This window comes from Bacillus cereus group sp. MG4 (assembly GCF_040460055.1).
Classification (GTDB): domain Bacteria; phylum Bacillota; class Bacilli; order Bacillales; family Bacillaceae_G; genus Bacillus_A; species Bacillus_A wiedmannii.
In genome coordinates this window covers 4,361,359-4,376,945 of record NZ_JARVGZ010000001.1, presented here as the reverse complement: position 1 = coordinate 4,376,945, position 15,587 = coordinate 4,361,359, and the positions used below count along the sequence as shown (strand labels likewise).

Sequence of the window (15,587 nt, the reverse complement as noted above, 5' to 3'; positions counted from 1 at the left end):
TATCTTCGTTTATCTGAACTCGATTTGCTTTATCTAAAAAAGCATAATTCATTCATATATAATTTAAAAACCTCTACTTATATGTAGAGGTTTTTGTATGACGAAAAAACACGTAGTTTCATTTTTAATTTACTTAAAATTGCTATTTCAATCATCATAAAAAAGACCTTTTATTTTAAAATAAAAGGTCTTTTTTATGAACATATATGTATTAAGATTTATATTTTTTTACTGTACAAGGAATAGTTACAATGTACAAATCTATAGCATAGATTGTAACCCAGATACCTTTACCTTCAGCTTCTAACTTTTTATCTAGTTGAGACAAATGCTCTGAAACTTTTCTTTTTCCCCATCTTCTAGGAAACCATTGAAAAACCTTAGGAACATTATATTTTTTATTATACCAAGTATTCAATCTCCAAAAAATGAAAAAAACCAAAACAATAATTATGATACGAAAAATATCAGAATATGAAATTCCTAAAACCATATTATATTTTCTCCATTCCCACCACAACTCAGATAATTTACTTCTTAATTCTAATTCATCCTCTGTTTCGAAACCCTTAAATAATAAATGAATTATTTGATTATGATTAAAAAACACATTATATTCTTTTGATAAATTACCATGAGGATATGGACAAGAAACATAATCCCATAATTTATTATCAGCTTGTTGTTGCTTTCTTCCATAAATCATAAGAGGTTGATTAATTTCTTCTATAAGAGCTACAGAACCAATTGGTAATAATTAGCCTCCAATTGGAAAATAAGGGACAAACAAAGACAATCTACTCAGATCCCCTAAGGTTTTAATGGTTTAATATTTTGATTTTCAAGTTTGCCTTCACAAATTCCTGTTAACACTGATAATAAGAAAAACAGGCCGTAAAACGGGCGATCAATTTGGTCATAAAGGTCATACGCTTCGCCAAGTGGAACATCCGAATCATGTGGTTGTTCACCCTATAACAATTACTAACAGCGCGTAGAAAACGTTTGGATAAATACGAAGCAAATAAATTATTAAAGGGTTGTAACCCCTACTATAAGAAATACTATTATTACCAAAGGAAGAATGATAATCATAAAGGACACTATTATTGTTAATAATGCTTTCCATGCTGAAAATTGGTGTGCTTCTCCTAAACATTTTAAGGAAATAATGATTGTCCAAATTCCAATAACTATATCAATTATGGCAAAAATAAGAAACAAAATCGTTAAAGTTATGCTACTATCCATTTCCGGTGTCTCACTCGTAAAGTTTTCTATCCCAAACAAGAAAAATGAAGGCATCCAAACTAATATAAGAGAATAAACGTAAGGGATATAAGAATAGGCAACTGAGTAACGTGTTTTTTCAAAGGTACCTTGTCCACCAAGTTTTTTTGCCACCCAATTAAATAACGCTGGTAGCAAAAAATAATAAATTAAGAAAGCAACGAAGGTACCGAATATAACCATTGAGATTATTGAAAATGGACTACTTATTGAATCCGCCATATTTTTAGAAGATGCTCGATCTAAAGTCTGTACGAATGAGCCTAATAAAATGAGTAAAAACACATTCTTAGGTTTGGATATAAAAATTTCTTTCATTGTATCACGTGGTTTTGTCCAAATGGAGAACCAAGGATTAAGTGCACGTTTAAATTGATTTTCTGGAGTTTCCATAAAAAAACATTCCCCTTCCTTAAAACATATCAAATACAAATCCCTAATTATCCCAGTTAAGTATATAAAAATATTAAAGCATAAATAGTCAATTATTTAAATATAAATATTCAATTATTTAATTTCATCTGAAATTTAGGGGGAGTGCTTCTTAGCAATTCCCTCTATATTGTCTTGCATTTTTAACTATGGGCTGAGTAGTTACTTTCATTTTTGAGTACCTCACATTCTTTAATACATTGGATAAACAGTTATAATCTTATCATTAATAAGAACAAACCTAATTTCCATTCCTTCAGATGTTTTACTAGAATATAATCTTCCACTTATACATCTTTTATTGCTATAAGTCTCGTGAATGGCTTCCATAAGAAGAATGCGATTATATACTTGAAATGCAACAAATCCTCTTTAAAAGCCTATACGTATTTTTCCTCCATCTTCTATATGCTTCCGTAAATAATAATACTTATGGAGTTCTATAATCATATAAAACAAACCAAACGAAAACACTGTGCATGCACACATAAATACAATTGCCCCCATCTGTTGTGTTGCAATGCTAAGAATTATATTAGCAATTAACTGCCCCGATCCCGCTGCAATAGCTGCTACTTTTACACCACCAGTTCCTTTCGATGATTTTGATTTTTTTCTTGGTTCCTGAAGTTTTTCAATATGATTTTTATAAAAATAATACAAAGCAAAACCATACAAACCAAATGAAAGAATAAAATAGATGGGAGTTTGTAATTGTAACACTTCATAAGCATATTTTTGAGTTATAACCAATAATCCGACTGAACATATGATGCCATATACTCCTCGAAATAGAGTGTATTGTAATTGTCGTTTCCGAGGATTGATAGCAATCCATATCGCCCACAAATTTAAAAAAATAACTGGAGGAGTTACTATATATACATAGAGTAATTGAAAAGGATTCGCAAAGGCAGGCAAAAGAACGAACACGTCTGCCCCCAAAAGGACAAGACCAATTACGTGGACTCTTATTTCATTTACAGGATAAAGAGCCATATAATGTGCAAAAGCTTTCTTATTAAAATCTATACTTTTTTTCATGTTAATTAAACCACCCCGCTATTGTTGACCAAGTTTGTTTCATTTCCCCTTTACTACTATCATCTTCACCATCACCATCTAAATCAACATCCCATTTTACACCTTCTGTGAAATATCATTCCCTTCTCGAAAAGAAGATCAACCCATTAATAAGGTCTAGGCTTATCAAAAAATTCAAAAAGCCGTAGAGTTTGCTGGTATCGAATCTATTGGGACTCACACTATGCGCAAAACCTTCGGCTATTGGTTCTATAAATAAACAAAATATTTCACTATGTTGTAAGAAATACTCAATCATAGCACCTCATAAATTACACTTAAATATATTGGCATCAATAAGGAAGAAAAAGAAAAAGATAATATACTAGATAATTTCTATATCTAATCATATATGATCAACATAAAGAAAAATTTGATATACAATCAGATTTAAAAACATTACTTAATAATTCTTTGAATTAAATTAGAGCTGATTCTCTACTTAAAAAACATGATTACTATATATTTCACCAGAATACAGATTCAAAACTATTTAATCCAAAAACTATTTTTCTTTTTTCCATGATATTCGAAATTCCCCACCATGTTCTTCCGTTTTAATTTTAACCTTATATGTATCATCCTTAGGCACTTTAATATTTTTTTCGCCTTCGCCACTATTAAACTCTAGTATTGTATTATCATTTGAATCCACAACATAAGCAATTATAGTTCCTTGTTTAGTTTTATCATCAAAAGAAAAAATCCAATTCTCACCTTTTTTAACTTTCCTATCTTGAGTTGCAGATCCATTAAATTTTCTATAATCTCCAGATATACTACCTGATACACTATCTGAAGAACCATGAACTTTACCACCAACAATAGTTCCCTCTCTTGTAAAACAACCACTAAGAATTACTAAACACAAAACAAATAAAATTGTATTTTTAAAAATTTTCACCATCATTACCCCTTCTATTCCCAATAAAATTTTCACCATTAAACTTATAAAAATAACTATAATAAAAAATTATATCCATTAAGACATATATATTTTATTATAGTTATAAATTTCAAATTATTATTTCAACTCTTCACACAACTTAATTTCATCCTCATTTATGTAACCAGTAAAAATAACTTCTGATATGTATTCATGGTTAAAAAACATATTATATTCAGTTGAAACATTTCCAATAGGAATATTATTCAGTTGATTATCATTTGCGCCTTGGTATCCTTGTAAAGGTACATAGAAATCATGCAGTTCAATTCCTGGTATAACAGGATTTAATTCAAAATCATAACCTAAATAATTACCTCCTAAGTCTAAAAACCAATAAGAATCATAATATTCTTTAATTGAATTATATAATTGTATCCCCAAATCTTTTTCTATATTAGAAAAATCATGAATTATATTTTTTCTAAAGGTTTCCAGAATACGTACCCCTCTGTATCTGGTTCTCCTTCATAGATAAAAGCCTCTGCTTCTTCTATCCATAAAGATTTTGGCAATGAATTATTACAATTTTGCCACTCTCTAATTATTTTATCAAAACAATTTTTCATTTTTTATTTTTTATTTACCTCCTAATTTATGATGTTCAATAAATTTCTGAAGCATTTCTGCATATTCTGCATCTTTTCCCCATGCTCTAATCGCTTTTTCTGCGTTATGAATCCCTCCAAAACCAGGATGTAGTGGCATCGGAACACCAACAGCTTAACCACTACCAATATGGTAATGGACTAATTTAGTTCCACGTAATCCGGTAAAATCATATTGTGGAAATTCCCCTCTAAATCCTTAATGATTTATTCATATTTTGAATTCCCCTATCACATATGTAATATCATTTCTTATCAAATTTACTGTGTATCAGTTCAAAGAATTTATTTGCACCAAATGAAATTGCGCCAATAATAAGAACACCAATAATAAAATAAATCTTTTTAAATAAGTTGTAAGGAGATAAAATAGCAACTACAAGAAGTATTATAATTGCAACCAATGTGACTAATCTTCCAACTTTAAATGCTTGCATATCAGCTTTCCTCCTTCTGGATAAAAACAGCCAATATAGTCATACATCACAGGTTCTTTAACCATAAGTTTTTGTTTCCTTCCATAAATCACAATACTTAAAATTCAATAAACCTCTTTAAAAGGTTTCATGTGTTCTACCCCCATCTTCTATATGCTTCCTTAAATAATAATACCTATGGAGTTCCATAATGAAATGAAACAACATAAACGAAAGCATGGAGTATACACACATTAATACAATTGCTACCATCTTTTGTGTTGCAAAACCAAGGCTGATATTAGCAATGAGTTGACCCAATCCTACAAAAGCCAATACTCCGAAACCAGAGTTTTTTTTCGATGACTTTGATTTTTTGATTGGTCCCTGAAGTTTTTTAATATGATTTTTATAATAATGATTCAAAGCAAAAATATACAAACCAACTGAAAAAACAAAATAGATGGGAGTTTGTAATCCTAACATTCCATATGCAAACTTTTGGGTTATAACTAATAATCCTACTGAACATACGATGCCAAATCCCCCACGAAATAGAGTGTATTGTAATTGCCGTTTCCTAGGATTTATAACAATCCATATTGCCCATACATTTAAAAAAGCAACTGGTGGAACTATTATGTACATATATATCGGTTGAACAGGATTCGCAAAAGCAGGCAAAAGCACAAATATATCTGCTATCCCAATGACAAGAGTAATTATAGTTGATCTTATATCATTTGCAGCATAAAGAGCCATATAATATTCAAAAGCTTTTTTATTAAAATCTGTATTCCTTTTCATGTTAATTAAACCACCCCGCTACCGTTGACCAAGCTTTTTTCATTTCCCCTTTAATACATAATGAGTAAAGTATGCATTGGTTAATTTTACTAAATATATTATAATACTTTATTGTGAATTTTTAAACATTTCGTCTTTCTATTGAATATTAGCATATAATCAATTCTAATCATGAAACATTCTACTTTCCTTTGTTTTAATTATTTATAAAATACTGAAAATAACCCCTAAATCAAATATTTTTCAGCGTTAGAGATATTATTCCCGAATTTAATAATAGGTGCATTTAATCCAAATCTTTCATTCCATTAATTAATCTTAATACCCAATCACCCTTTAAATATATTAAGAACGGAATATACAATCTAACATGTCATTAAAAAAGCTTATGCAAGTTATACATAAGCCTTTTTACTCATGATTAGATATTTTTCAAATGCTACACCTTAAAGCAAGTCTTAAAAAGATTAAATATAATAGTCAGGATTTTCATCCATTTTAATTAAAAATTCTTCTAAAGAATCCGCTATTTTCTCATCCTCAGAGTAAATAGGACATTGACCTAATTCATTTCCCTCTTTAAATTTAATGGTTAAAAAGTTAAGTTCTGTTACTTCAAAAAACACTAATGATTCATCATCATCTACATCATCTACATCATCTAGGTTTGGATTATATTCATAAATATCTTGCCTTAAACGGAAATCTGCAACTGAAATCGGGTCCATAAATCTGTTGAAAAACGTTCTTTTATCAGACTTTAAAAACCCACAACCTATTTCTTGATAAAAGCGTTTCAGTTCTTTTGGAAGTTCCATTTGTAATAAGCTTTCTGCCTCATCTATCTCATCTTGATATATAGGATAGAAAATAGGTTTTTGTTTAGAACGGACACTTCTGTCTGCTACAACATATTCTTTCAAAAAATTAAACATAATTTTTACTACCTCCTATTAAAGAAGGGCTGTTTTCAATGCTTCCTCAAGCATTGTGTTGCAATCATTATATGTACTCATCACTGTACCTGATGGTTTATCAAGTTCTAAATAAGTACCGTCTGATAAGCTTTTACAAAACCACGCAATATTTGAATCGCCAAAGAAAAGATACTCTTTTTGAAATTCATTTTCATACCAAATCTCATTGGTTTCTATAAGCCCGCAAATTGATTCGTCCCTTTCTGTATCTAACAAATAAGAGTCAACTCCATAAAGTACTAGCCCGTTAAAATCTAATCCATTTACAGTTTTAAGAAACTCCTCATATTCACTCGGTAGGTCAACATTAAAACTCTTTTTCATGCGTTCTCTTAATTTCTTAACTTCACTATCTGTTGCTGGTGTATTCAGTTTATCATTAAAACTTTTCTCTATTTTTTCAATTTCTAAAATCAAATTTTTCCACATATAAAAAACTTCTTTCTAAGAGTATTTATTCACCTTTAGGATAGGTATTATATTTGGGTATAGACCAAGTTATATCTGCACTATCTCCATCTTGTAAGTGTCTAGTTAATGTAAACCATTGCTTCAACTTCTATCAGTTATTTTAGGACTTTCTTTTACATATTTGCCTCTGAATCCCATACCTCTACAAATTCAAAACCCTCTAAATCACTCTCTAAAACTACATTTCTAAATTCGTCAGACACAAAAACAGCAGTAGGATGAATCCTTTTATTTACATATACTTTAAAAATCACTTCATTTTGAATAACATTAGGAGTAAATGCAAATTTTTCACACCCTATTATTAAACCTGTAATTAGTTTTTTAAAAATTGCTTTATCACTATCAATTGCATCTAATACATTTAAAACATGAACTACATAATATACTTCACCTGTTGTATTGTTAATAAGTGGAAGAAACTCAACGTTAGCACCTATTAAAGGTTCTAATAATTTTTTCGCTTGTTCACTAACCATTGGTGCACCAGTTTCCCCAAAAAAATAAGGAAAATCACTATGATTTCCTTCTTCTAGACATTCAATAAATATTTCTCCCCATGAATCTAGTAAAATTGTAGTGGAGTTGAATTTTCCTTCAAAATATTTCTTATCCTTTTTATAATTTAATAGTTGGAAAGACTCATAGTTATTAGATGAGCTCTTCAATTCCCAAATTTTCATTTTCCTTCTCCTTTATATTTAATCTATTCATAAATTATTTCGGGCTATTTAATTTTAAGCTGCCATCTAATAAACGTGTTCTTATGTCATGTAAAGCTGCAACAGCGTCTGCTTGAGTACCACCATATTCTTTAACTTCTTTTAGTACCTTAGTTACCTCTTTCATATAATCCGTACCATGGTTACCTATATGTAACACTTCAGTAGTCACATATTCATTTACTTTATACGGTAAAAATACTCCATTAGCAGCAGAATCATGGTGTATTCCAAATTCTTTTAATAATTCTTGTGCTTCAATAGCCCTTTTATCATTCCAAGGTGTTAGGTGATGTGCTGCATTAGAATATGGGGGTGGTTCAATCCCTGCATCCTTAAGTTCTTCACATAATATTTTAGATGTTGTATACGAATCAGGTTTTAATGAAGTATACTCTTATGCCCAAACACTAGAAAGTACCTGGTTATTCCCTTCTCGAAAAGGAGAGCAACCCATTAGTAAAATCCAGGCTTATCGACAATTGCAAAAAGCCGGAGATTTTGCCGGTGTAGAATCCATTGGTACTCATACCATGCGCAAAACCTTCGGTTATTGGTTCTATAAACAAACAAAAGATGTAGCCATGTTACAAGAAATTTCGAATCACAGCACACCACAAATTACACTTAAATACATTGGTATCAATAAAGAAGAAAAGGATGATATCCTTGATACATTTCTCCTTTAATTTCTTTTAAAATATATATCAACCTATTAAAAAGCAAATAGTAGTCTTCTTTTTCTAATTAAAATATTAAAAACCAAAAAACTAGCTTTTTTGTGACCAATTAGCACAAAATCTCGTTCTGGGGGTACAATAAAATTTTAGCTTGATGGCAATGTGGCGGTAACCCTTTTATAATGATTTTGGGTAAGTTATAAATATTCTCTACCTATTAATATTGTATAATTCAATAAATTTGTTAAGACTGTCTTCTAATCTCTTAATTGTGTTTGGATACTTTTTTGAATAATCCTCACACATTTTTTTTAAATAATGATAAAGTGTTTGATAATCAATTATTACCTCATCACCACTGTATAATGCAAATTCTACACCTTCAAATGAATCTCCATTGGCAATATCATACTCATCCAAATCTCCTGGAAAAGTACATGCGCCATATTCCTCTCCAAATCCTACTCCTTCACAAACTGAATTGATTACCTTTAAAAATCTTTCATCATCTACCATATTAAACACTGCTTGTATAGGGAAATGAGTTAAATCTAGTAAATCCTCATCTTTTAATCTAAATTCTCTTTGCATACATATCTCTCCTCGTATATCTTTAATTTATTCTGGAAAAAAAGAAGAAATTTCTCCATCTTTATGGTATCCTCTCCAAGTTATCTCTTTACTGTCAATACCTGTCCATTCTCTTGAAAGAACTCCATCACTAGTTTTTAATTTAGCGTCATTAGCTGCTTCAATTCCACGGTTAATAAATTCCTTATCACTTATAATTTTAGGATCATAAATGGTTTTTGTGAATACTTTATTTCCATACTCTCCTGTAGGAGTGCCATCCATATTTAACTTAGGCATATTGTATTCTACTGTTTTTACACCTGGAATTTTTGAACGTGATTCACTGACTATTTTTATATCGTTTTTAAAGAACTCTTCACTGTTGTGTGCTCCACCATTTAGAGCCTGATCATAGCTTTTCAGCGTTTTAGTCGATAAGTTTTTACTTGAACAGTACAGCATAAAATTACCTAGCTGTAATTCAAATTCAGTCAAAACAAAAAACACCGCCTCTCATTAGTTTGATTTACAAACCAATAAAAGACGGTGTTTATTAAAATGCATTAACATTATTTGTTGGTACGAAAAGAAATTTGTTGGTAACTTTACATTACCGCTAAACAATCAAAAACACTGTTATATCAGCGTTTACGAAGCCTTACATTCAAGTCTCAGCTTATCCTCAACCATTGCGATGAACTCAGAATTCGTAAGTTTTTCTTTTGACATGGATACTGTATAACCATCACTATATCAAGGCATTGTATATTTCATAACAATTATTAAAAACTTCTATTTATTGGTTAGAAGTATAAAGTTTATTGCTTACCTAAATTTGATCGAATCATCTATTCAAAGTACTTTCAATTAAAAAAGTAATGGACATTACAAAAGCTTATGCAAGGTTATACATAAGCCTTTTTACTCATGATTAGATATTTTTCAAATCCTACACCTTAAAACAAGTCTTAAAAAGATTAAATATAATAGTCAGGATTTTCATCCATTTTTATTAAAAATTCTTCTAAAGAATCCGCTATTTTCGTTGAACCATAATATATAGGACATTGACCCAATTCATTTTCCTGCTTAAATTTAATTGTTAAAAAGCTAATCTCTGATACTTCAAAAAATACTAGTGATTCTTCATCATCGACATCGTCCAAATTAGGATTATATTCATAAATATCTTGTCTTAAACGAAAATCTACAACAGAAAATTGGTCCATGAATCTGTTAATAAGAGTCTTATTAGTCTTTAAAAATCCATAGCCAATTTCCTCATAGAAACGCTTTAGTTCTTTTGGAAACTGCATTTTCAACAAATCTTCTGCTTCTGCTATCTCTTCTTTTGGTAAGGGATAAAAAATAGGTGTTTGATTAGATTTAACACTCTTGTCTGCCACAACATATTCTTTCAAAAAGTTAAACATAATTTTTACTACCTCCTTACTAAAGAAGAGTTGGTTTCAATGCTTCCTCAAGCATTGTATTGAAATCATTATATGTTTCCATCACTGTACCAGATGGTTTATCAAGTTCTAAGTAAGTACCTTCGGATATGTTTTTACAAAACCATGCTATATCTGAATCTCCAAGGAAAAGGTACTCTTGTTGCCACTCATTCTCATACCAAATCTTATTATTTTCTAAAAGTCCATAAACTGTTTCATCTCTTTCTGTTTCTAGTAAAGAAGGGTCAACTCCATAAATTATCAGACCATCAAATTCGAAGCCATTTACAGTTCTAAGAAATTCCTCATACTCATTAGGTAAATCAATATTAAAGCTTTCTTTAACAAGTTCTCTTAATCTTTGAACTTCAGTATCTTTTGCTGGTTTATTCAGTTTGAGGTTAAAACTTTTCATTGTTTTTTCAACTTCTAAAAGCGTATCTTTCCACATATAAAAACCTTCTTTCTCAATTTATTCCCCTTTAGGATAAATATTATATTTTGGAATAGGCCAATCTATATCAATACTATCTCCATGAGTTAAGTCTTTAGTTAGTGTTTTTTGTGTATTAGTAATAGCCTTATGATATGGATGATTTTGTATTAAAGTTAAATTTTCAAAGTCATTTGTCCCCCCATCATCTAAGGGGAGGTTATGATGTACTTGCCACCCTGATGGATTTTTTCCTTTTTTCATATTTTCTATTTCAAAATCTGGTATACCCGCTTTCTTAAGTTCAAGAATCTTCTCAGGATTAGTTGCCAAACTGTAAAGGAATTCCTTTTTTACAGTATTTTAAAAAACCTTTCTAAGTTTTGCAGCTTCTTCTCGAGTTCTCTTAGAGTAAGTAATTTCATCAACTTTAACATCTTTAAGAATTACATCTTCTCCATATAATTTACCAACAAAAATGTCACCATCCGTAGTCCTTTTAGTATATTGATAAGGTGATAGCTTATCCTTAGCTGTTTGATAAGTATCAATAAAGCTAGATTTTAAAGAACTTCCCCCAATACCAGCATAAGCAAAACGGTTTCCAATGTTTAAATTAAAATTATTTAATACGTTTATTGCATTTCTATATGTAGCAGAATTAGTTACTCTGGACATACCTTTTGTTAGATTTGCAGTAGTTGCTACCTTCGATACTTTACTTAATCCTTTATCACCAATAGATTTTCAGGTAGCTTACCACACATTTCACCTTCTTCAATTGAATTGGCAGTTTGTCGTGCCCTCTCTTCTCCAATAGCTTGAATAGAAGTTGTCCACTCCATATTCAACCCTTGCGTACTAAATGTACCACTTGCAGGACTAAAACCTTTTCCACTTTGTACCTCTGCTAAACCTTGTGCGATACTAGCAGCTAGTTGAAGAGCCGTACTATAGTTATTACTGGATGTATATTCAAATTCATGTAAATGCTCTACTTTTTCTTGCTTTACAAGATTTTACGCAAAAAAAGACCACCAAAAGGCAGTCTCTCAAAACTCAATCCTATTCCCCACTCCGCGCTCCACCGCTTTCTCATACAAATACTTTGCAACGATAATATCGACTACCGCCAAACCAACCGATTTAAAAACAGTAATCTCTTCATCGTTCTCTCTACCAGCTCTTTCACCACTTATAATTTGACCAAGCTCGGCGTAAATGTTGCTTGCCTCAAATAGACCTTCTTGCACTGGAACTTGAAGGTCACCTGTTTCTTCTAATGCTGCTTCTTTTGACTCGACTACTACTTTGTTAGCACCCGCGATAGCGTGAGATGGTAATTCTTGCATGTTTGGCCTGAATGAGCCAACGGCGTTTACGTGGACGCCCTTTTGTAGTTTTTCTGAGAAGACTGGTGTGGATGCGTTCGTAGCTGTGACAATAATGTCAGCTTCGCTTATTGCTTCATTTGCATTTGTGTGAACATATGCAGGTTTATTGAATCTTTCTTGTATATATTGCGCAAATGCATACGCTTTTTCTTCTGTTCGATTGTATAAAATGACTTTGTCGATATCTCTTACCGCAAATACAGCTTCAGCAATTCCCTTCGCCTGTTCTCCGGTCCCGATTATGCATAAAGTTTTTGCGTTATGACGAGCTAAATGTTTTGTCGCTACTCCTGATAGAGCCCCTGTTCGAATCATCGTTAAGTAGGATCCTTCTAAAAGTGCGAGCGGTTCTCCCGTTTGAAAGTCTGATAGCATCACAATCCCGTTTATCGTTTTCTTTCCTATCTTTTTGTTCTCGGGGACTACTGTTACTACTTTTAAGCCAAGTGCCTCAAGTCCTTCCGCTACTGAAGGCATAATTAATGCAGTGTTTTGCTCGTTCGCAAATGGTAATGAGCTGCGAATTGGTGTAATCGTTCTTTCTGCGGAAAATTCTTTTAAAGCAAGCGCTGCGTATTCAATGACTTCGTTCATATTTACTAAGTTTCTTTGTTCGTTCGCGCTTATGACTAACATATCTTTCCACCTCCTCCTCTTATCCTAACAAAAATCCCCGATTCAAATCATCTCTCGGATCTATAACGAACTGATGAAACCCTGTAATAAATGCATGCCCCGTTACTTTCGGAACGACAGCTTCATATGTATGTACCGCTGTTACCGACAATACTTCTCCTTCGAATTTCCCGTCAGTAATGCATTCGTGGACGAAAAGTTCTCCCTTTTGTAAAGCATCTTTTTCAAAAAGAGTTGCGATTCTTGCGGAAGTTCCTGTGCCACAAGGAGAACGATCTACTTGCCCATCAGCAAAAATCGTTACATTTCGTAAAGTTGCGCCTTTCCCTTTCGGTTCATCTGAGAAAATAACGCCGTATATTCCTTTTAATCCTTCTTCAAGTGGGTGCTTTACCTCCATTTGGCTCTCGATGTAGTGCTTAATTTTACCGCCCCACGTTTGAATAGCAGATAAGTCTTTGAAATCGACTTTCAAACCAAGTTCTTTACTATCTACTACCGCATAAAAAGCTCCGCCAAACGCGATATCTACTTGAAATTTATAGTTATCTATTTTAATAGGAACATCTTTCTTATATACAAATGAAGGAACGTTTTCAAATGATACAGACTCTACTTCGCTCCCGTTATATTTTGCGTACGCAATCACTTCCCCAGCAGGGCTATCAATAATGAATTTTTGTTCCTCACCTGTCACTTCAAACATACCTGTTTCAATTCCGACTGTAATAACAGCAATAATGCCATGACCACACATCGTACTCCAGCCTTCATTGTGCATAAATAATACACCAAAATCAGCGTGAGCACTTGCAGGTGGAGTAATGATACAACCGTACATACCGTGATGTCCTCTCGGTTCATACATAAGAACTTCGCGAAGATGGTCCAAATTCTCCATACAGTACGCGCGTCTTTCTAGCTGCGTTTCTCCTTTTATTTCTGGCACGCCGCCTGTAATAATTCGAAGCGGTTCCCCAGCTACGTGAGCATCAATTGTCGTGTACACTTTACTAACCTTCATTTCTATCTCTCCCCTATATGTTGATACTATTTTTATTGCAAATATCATGCCAACGCATAGGGGGATAAATTTGTATACATTGTGTAAAAAAGCATACACTACTGTCTATTTTTTTATACATGGACCGGACGCTATGTTATGGAACACCTTGGTACAACCAGGCTTATTATTTTCAATGGAAAGTTACTTCCATCCCCAACATATACTGTTCAAAAGCAAAAAGGAAGTGATCCAATGTATTACGGAACAAAGGGTTGGTACGTAGCTGAATTAAAAAAATTAGGCGTGCGCTATCATGAAGGACGAAAACTAGAAAGTTACCGCGGACACGTCTTACGCAATTTATTACTTGCACAACAAGAGAAATTAAAAGAACAGTAATATACTAATGTAACGATATATACGATTCTCGGAATATATCAGCGATTCAACACAATATATCGGCGATTTTTTAAATTTATCGACGATTCGCCATGGAATATCGACTTACCGACAAATTTCGCTAATTCATCTATCTAAACTACCAACCAATCACACATCAATATCAAACAAAAAAAGGTCACCCAAACGGGTGACCTTCTTTTCTTATTCACAAACAAGAATTTGTCTAGAAAATGATCCTTTTCTTGTAATACAGCGATCTGTAATTTCAAATCCTGCTTCATGGATCATGTCGTCCATTGTTTCCATCGTTACAACGACTACCTTTTTAGCGATGCGGCGCGCACTTGAAAGAATAGAGAACTGGTCTTCTGGTGTTGCATGCGTAAATAAGTCGTACGGCATATCGATAATTGCAACATCGTAGTTCTCAGTAATTTCCTCGATTGGACCTTTTGTTACTGTTCCTTCAAACCCGAAATGTGCAATGTTTTTTCTCGTTCCAAGAACTACAAGTGGGTTTATATCTCTACCAACGATGTTAATTCCCATAGAAAGTGCTTCTACTACTACTGTTCCAATACCACAGCACGGGTCAATTGCTCGTACTCCCTCTGGATTTGGTACAGCGATATTTGCAACCGATCTCGCAACACGTGTGCTAAGAGATGTCGAATAACTATGCGGTTTTTTTATGTGATGATACCAAACTGGTTCACTTTCTACATAATGTCCGAAGTACCAGCGTCCTCCAAGAGGAACAATCCCGAATACACGCTCTGGATTACGAACATCCGCTTCTCCTTCAATATGCATACCGAGGTCGCGTTCAATGAGACGTCTTTCCCCATATTCAATTTTATTTTCTCCAACCAGGTCATTGATTTTAACGAAGATAACTTTAAACGACGCTCCCGCCAAATCAATTTGTTCCACTTGTTTTAAAATACTTTCTAAGTCGTCTCCTTCATACATAACCTCAACGCGCTCTTTAATAAATGCACTTCTACTCGGGTCAATTTTGACATCACTTTTCAAAATATTAACGTGAGACTCCATTCCAAAGAACGAGCGCATTTCCAAATAACATAAAGCACGCTCCTCCTCACGAAATGCATACGTATATATACATGCAGGTGTTGTACTATGATTACTCAATCTATTATCATCCTTTATCGTTTAAAATTATTATGATTACAATTATTCGAATATCTTTTTTACGTAAAATTAAATGATATCACATGCCGGAAATAAAGAGAA

22 protein-coding genes and 6 pseudogenes are annotated in these 15,587 nt (G+C 32.5%); 3 read left to right on the top strand and 25 right to left on the bottom strand.

Annotated features, from left to right (window positions below):
- Positions 1 to 211: 211 nt before the first annotated feature.
- The 4 genes and pseudogenes from QCI41_RS22945 to QCI41_RS22930 all read right to left on the bottom strand — a co-directional run bounded on the left by QCI41_RS22945 (position 212) and on the right by QCI41_RS22930 (position 2,766).
- On the bottom strand, positions 212 to 493 hold the full coding sequence (locus QCI41_RS22945; protein ID WP_000242739.1) for a hypothetical protein: 282 nt from the start codon (positions 491 to 493) through the stop codon (positions 212 to 214).
- A gap of 27 nt (positions 494 to 520) precedes the next feature.
- Positions 521 to 706 (bottom strand): annotated as a pseudogene (locus tag QCI41_RS22940) (DUF4176 domain-containing protein); the annotation flags it as partial.
- 326 nt (positions 707 to 1,032) lie between these two features.
- Complete coding sequence (locus QCI41_RS22935) at positions 1,033 to 1,683, bottom strand: Yip1 family protein (RefSeq protein WP_353836592.1); 651 nt, start codon at positions 1,681 to 1,683, stop codon at positions 1,033 to 1,035.
- 411 nt (positions 1,684 to 2,094) lie between these two features.
- Entirely contained in the window at positions 2,095 to 2,766 is a 672-nt protein-coding gene (locus QCI41_RS22930) for a hypothetical protein (protein ID WP_353836593.1), read from the bottom strand.
- 118 nt (positions 2,767 to 2,884) lie between these two features.
- Between QCI41_RS22930 and QCI41_RS22925 the strand changes: the two are divergent.
- Positions 2,885 to 3,151, top strand: a pseudogene (locus QCI41_RS22925) (tyrosine-type recombinase/integrase); the annotation flags it as partial.
- A 159-nt stretch (positions 3,152 to 3,310) separates the two neighbouring features.
- Here QCI41_RS22925 and QCI41_RS22920 read toward each other — a convergent pair.
- The 10 genes and pseudogenes from QCI41_RS22920 to QCI41_RS22875 all read right to left on the bottom strand — a co-directional run bounded on the left by QCI41_RS22920 (position 3,311) and on the right by QCI41_RS22875 (position 8,107).
- A complete protein-coding gene (locus QCI41_RS22920) occupies positions 3,311 to 3,712 on the bottom strand; it encodes a hypothetical protein (RefSeq protein WP_215562724.1) in 402 nt (133 codons plus the stop codon).
- 117 nt (positions 3,713 to 3,829) lie between these two features.
- Positions 3,830 to 4,135: a DUF4176 domain-containing protein gene (locus tag QCI41_RS22915; RefSeq protein ID WP_353836594.1), complete on the bottom strand. Its 306-nt coding sequence runs from the start codon at positions 4,133 to 4,135 to the stop codon at positions 3,830 to 3,832.
- Positions 4,136 to 4,330: 195 nt separating this feature from the next.
- Entirely contained in the window at positions 4,331 to 4,459 is a 129-nt protein-coding gene (locus tag QCI41_RS22910) for a hypothetical protein (RefSeq protein WP_353836595.1), read from the bottom strand.
- 145 nt (positions 4,460 to 4,604) lie between these two features.
- Entirely contained in the window at positions 4,605 to 4,796 is a 192-nt protein-coding gene (locus QCI41_RS22905) for a hypothetical protein (RefSeq protein ID WP_353836596.1), read from the bottom strand.
- Between the two features lie 11 nt (positions 4,797 to 4,807).
- Positions 4,808 to 4,900: pseudogene (locus QCI41_RS22900) on the bottom strand (DUF4176 domain-containing protein); the annotation flags it as partial.
- A 13-nt stretch (positions 4,901 to 4,913) separates the two neighbouring features.
- Positions 4,914 to 5,582: a hypothetical protein gene (locus QCI41_RS22895; RefSeq protein WP_353836597.1), complete on the bottom strand. Its 669-nt coding sequence runs from the start codon at positions 5,580 to 5,582 to the stop codon at positions 4,914 to 4,916.
- A gap of 467 nt (positions 5,583 to 6,049) precedes the next feature.
- Entirely contained in the window at positions 6,050 to 6,517 is a 468-nt protein-coding gene (locus QCI41_RS22890; protein ID WP_353836598.1) for an SMI1/KNR4 family protein, read from the bottom strand.
- A gap of 18 nt (positions 6,518 to 6,535) precedes the next feature.
- Complete coding sequence (locus QCI41_RS22885; RefSeq protein WP_353836599.1) at positions 6,536 to 6,988, bottom strand: YrhA family protein; 453 nt, start codon at positions 6,986 to 6,988, stop codon at positions 6,536 to 6,538.
- Positions 6,989 to 7,143: 155 nt separating this feature from the next.
- Positions 7,144 to 7,713, bottom strand: coding sequence for an imm11 family protein (locus QCI41_RS22880; RefSeq protein ID WP_149293622.1), 570 nt, complete (start codon positions 7,711 to 7,713; stop codon positions 7,144 to 7,146).
- A gap of 34 nt (positions 7,714 to 7,747) precedes the next feature.
- Positions 7,748 to 8,107, bottom strand: coding sequence for an AHH domain-containing protein (locus tag QCI41_RS22875; RefSeq protein ID WP_353838810.1), 360 nt, complete (start codon positions 8,105 to 8,107; stop codon positions 7,748 to 7,750).
- Between the two features lie 25 nt (positions 8,108 to 8,132).
- Here QCI41_RS22875 and QCI41_RS22870 point away from each other — a divergent pair.
- Positions 8,133 to 8,441 (top strand): annotated as a pseudogene (locus tag QCI41_RS22870) (tyrosine-type recombinase/integrase); the annotation flags it as partial.
- Between the two features lie 201 nt (positions 8,442 to 8,642).
- On the opposite strand, the gene cdiI reads toward QCI41_RS22870, so the two are convergent.
- From cdiI to QCI41_RS22830, 10 genes and pseudogenes are all read right to left on the bottom strand, one after another.
- On the bottom strand, positions 8,643 to 9,023 hold the full coding sequence (gene cdiI / locus QCI41_RS22865; protein ID WP_086389951.1) for a ribonuclease toxin immunity protein CdiI: 381 nt from the start codon (positions 9,021 to 9,023) through the stop codon (positions 8,643 to 8,645).
- Between the two features lie 27 nt (positions 9,024 to 9,050).
- Positions 9,051 to 9,500: a CdiA family toxin C-terminal domain-containing protein gene (locus QCI41_RS22860; RefSeq protein ID WP_353836600.1), complete on the bottom strand. Its 450-nt coding sequence runs from the start codon at positions 9,498 to 9,500 to the stop codon at positions 9,051 to 9,053.
- Between the two features lie 153 nt (positions 9,501 to 9,653).
- A pseudogene (locus tag QCI41_RS22855) lies at positions 9,654 to 9,749 on the bottom strand (sporulation transcription factor Spo0A); the annotation flags it as partial.
- 233 nt (positions 9,750 to 9,982) lie between these two features.
- Positions 9,983 to 10,438 (bottom strand): SMI1/KNR4 family protein, encoded by a 456-nt coding sequence (locus QCI41_RS22850; protein ID WP_215562718.1) that lies wholly within the window; start codon positions 10,436 to 10,438, stop codon positions 9,983 to 9,985.
- Between the two features lie 19 nt (positions 10,439 to 10,457).
- Positions 10,458 to 10,910 carry a YrhA family protein gene (locus tag QCI41_RS22845; RefSeq protein ID WP_215562717.1) on the bottom strand — a complete coding sequence of 151 codons (453 nt, stop codon included), beginning with the start codon at positions 10,908 to 10,910 and terminating at the stop codon, positions 10,458 to 10,460.
- A gap of 21 nt (positions 10,911 to 10,931) precedes the next feature.
- Positions 10,932 to 11,225, bottom strand: a complete 294-nt coding sequence (locus QCI41_RS30750) for an HNH endonuclease signature motif containing protein (RefSeq protein ID WP_098209337.1) — start codon at positions 11,223 to 11,225, stop codon at positions 10,932 to 10,934.
- A 30-nt stretch (positions 11,226 to 11,255) separates the two neighbouring features.
- Entirely contained in the window at positions 11,256 to 11,570 is a 315-nt protein-coding gene (locus QCI41_RS30745; RefSeq protein ID WP_483299043.1) for a hypothetical protein, read from the bottom strand.
- A 68-nt stretch (positions 11,571 to 11,638) separates the two neighbouring features.
- Positions 11,639 to 11,899 (bottom strand): annotated as a pseudogene (locus QCI41_RS30740) (cytoplasmic protein); the annotation flags it as partial.
- 45 nt (positions 11,900 to 11,944) lie between these two features.
- On the bottom strand, positions 11,945 to 12,922 hold the full coding sequence (locus tag QCI41_RS22835) for an ornithine cyclodeaminase family protein (protein ID WP_353836601.1): 978 nt from the start codon (positions 12,920 to 12,922) through the stop codon (positions 11,945 to 11,947).
- A 19-nt stretch (positions 12,923 to 12,941) separates the two neighbouring features.
- A complete protein-coding gene (locus tag QCI41_RS22830) occupies positions 12,942 to 13,994 on the bottom strand; it encodes a proline racemase family protein (protein WP_353836602.1) in 1,053 nt (350 codons plus the stop codon).
- Positions 13,995 to 14,084: 90 nt separating this feature from the next.
- Between QCI41_RS22830 and QCI41_RS22825 the strand changes: the two genes are divergently transcribed.
- Positions 14,085 to 14,327: a YflJ family protein gene (locus QCI41_RS22825; protein ID WP_353836603.1), complete on the top strand. Its 243-nt coding sequence runs from the start codon at positions 14,085 to 14,087 to the stop codon at positions 14,325 to 14,327.
- 204 nt (positions 14,328 to 14,531) lie between these two features.
- On the opposite strand, the gene QCI41_RS22820 is transcribed toward QCI41_RS22825, so the two are convergent.
- Complete coding sequence (locus QCI41_RS22820) at positions 14,532 to 15,485, bottom strand: TRM11 family SAM-dependent methyltransferase (protein WP_064470980.1); 954 nt, start codon at positions 15,483 to 15,485, stop codon at positions 14,532 to 14,534.
- Between the last annotated feature and the right edge of the window lie 102 nt (positions 15,486 to 15,587).

Excerpts from the sequence above, each read along its gene's own strand:
- QCI41_RS22935 (WP_353836592.1), bottom strand. The coding sequence starts at position 1,683 with ATGGAAACTCCAGAAAATCAATTTAAACGTGCACTTAATCCTTGGTTC.
- QCI41_RS22885 (WP_353836599.1), bottom strand. The coding sequence starts at position 6,988 with ATGTGGAAAAATTTGATTTTAGAAATTGAAAAAATAGAGAAAAGTTTT.
- QCI41_RS22890 (WP_353836598.1), bottom strand. The coding sequence starts at position 6,517 with ATGTTTAATTTTTTGAAAGAATATGTTGTAGCAGACAGAAGTGTCCGT.
- QCI41_RS22880 (WP_149293622.1), bottom strand. The coding sequence starts at position 7,713 with ATGAAAATTTGGGAATTGAAGAGCTCATCTAATAACTATGAGTCTTTC.
- QCI41_RS22905 (WP_353836596.1), bottom strand. The coding sequence starts at position 4,796 with ATGCAAGCATTTAAAGTTGGAAGATTAGTCACATTGGTTGCAATTATA.
- cdiI (WP_086389951.1), bottom strand. The coding sequence starts at position 9,023 with ATGCAAAGAGAATTTAGATTAAAAGATGAGGATTTACTAGATTTAACT.
- QCI41_RS22845 (WP_215562717.1), bottom strand. The coding sequence starts at position 10,910 with ATGTGGAAAGATACGCTTTTAGAAGTTGAAAAAACAATGAAAAGTTTT.
- QCI41_RS22910 (WP_353836595.1), bottom strand. The coding sequence starts at position 4,459 with ATGCCACTACATCCTGGTTTTGGAGGGATTCATAACGCAGAAAAAGCG.
- QCI41_RS22850 (WP_215562718.1), bottom strand. The coding sequence starts at position 10,438 with ATGTTTAACTTTTTGAAAGAATATGTTGTGGCAGACAAGAGTGTTAAA.
- QCI41_RS22920 (WP_215562724.1), bottom strand. The coding sequence starts at position 3,712 with ATGGTGAAAATTTTTAAAAATACAATTTTATTTGTTTTGTGTTTAGTA.
- QCI41_RS22895 (WP_353836597.1), bottom strand. The coding sequence starts at position 5,582 with ATGAAAAGGAATACAGATTTTAATAAAAAAGCTTTTGAATATTATATG.
- QCI41_RS30745 (WP_483299043.1), bottom strand. The coding sequence starts at position 11,570 with ATGTCCAGAGTAACTAATTCTGCTACATATAGAAATGCAATAAACGTA.
- QCI41_RS22835 (WP_353836601.1), bottom strand. The coding sequence starts at position 12,922 with ATGTTAGTCATAAGCGCGAACGAACAAAGAAACTTAGTAAATATGAAC.
- QCI41_RS22945 (WP_000242739.1), bottom strand. The coding sequence starts at position 493 with ATGGTTTTAGGAATTTCATATTCTGATATTTTTCGTATCATAATTATT.
- QCI41_RS22825 (WP_353836603.1), top strand. The coding sequence starts at position 14,085 with ATGGAACACCTTGGTACAACCAGGCTTATTATTTTCAATGGAAAGTTA.
- QCI41_RS22930 (WP_353836593.1), bottom strand. The coding sequence starts at position 2,766 with ATGAAAAAAAGTATAGATTTTAATAAGAAAGCTTTTGCACATTATATG.
- QCI41_RS22830 (WP_353836602.1), bottom strand. The coding sequence starts at position 13,994 with ATGATATTTGCAATAAAAATAGTATCAACATATAGGGGAGAGATAGAA.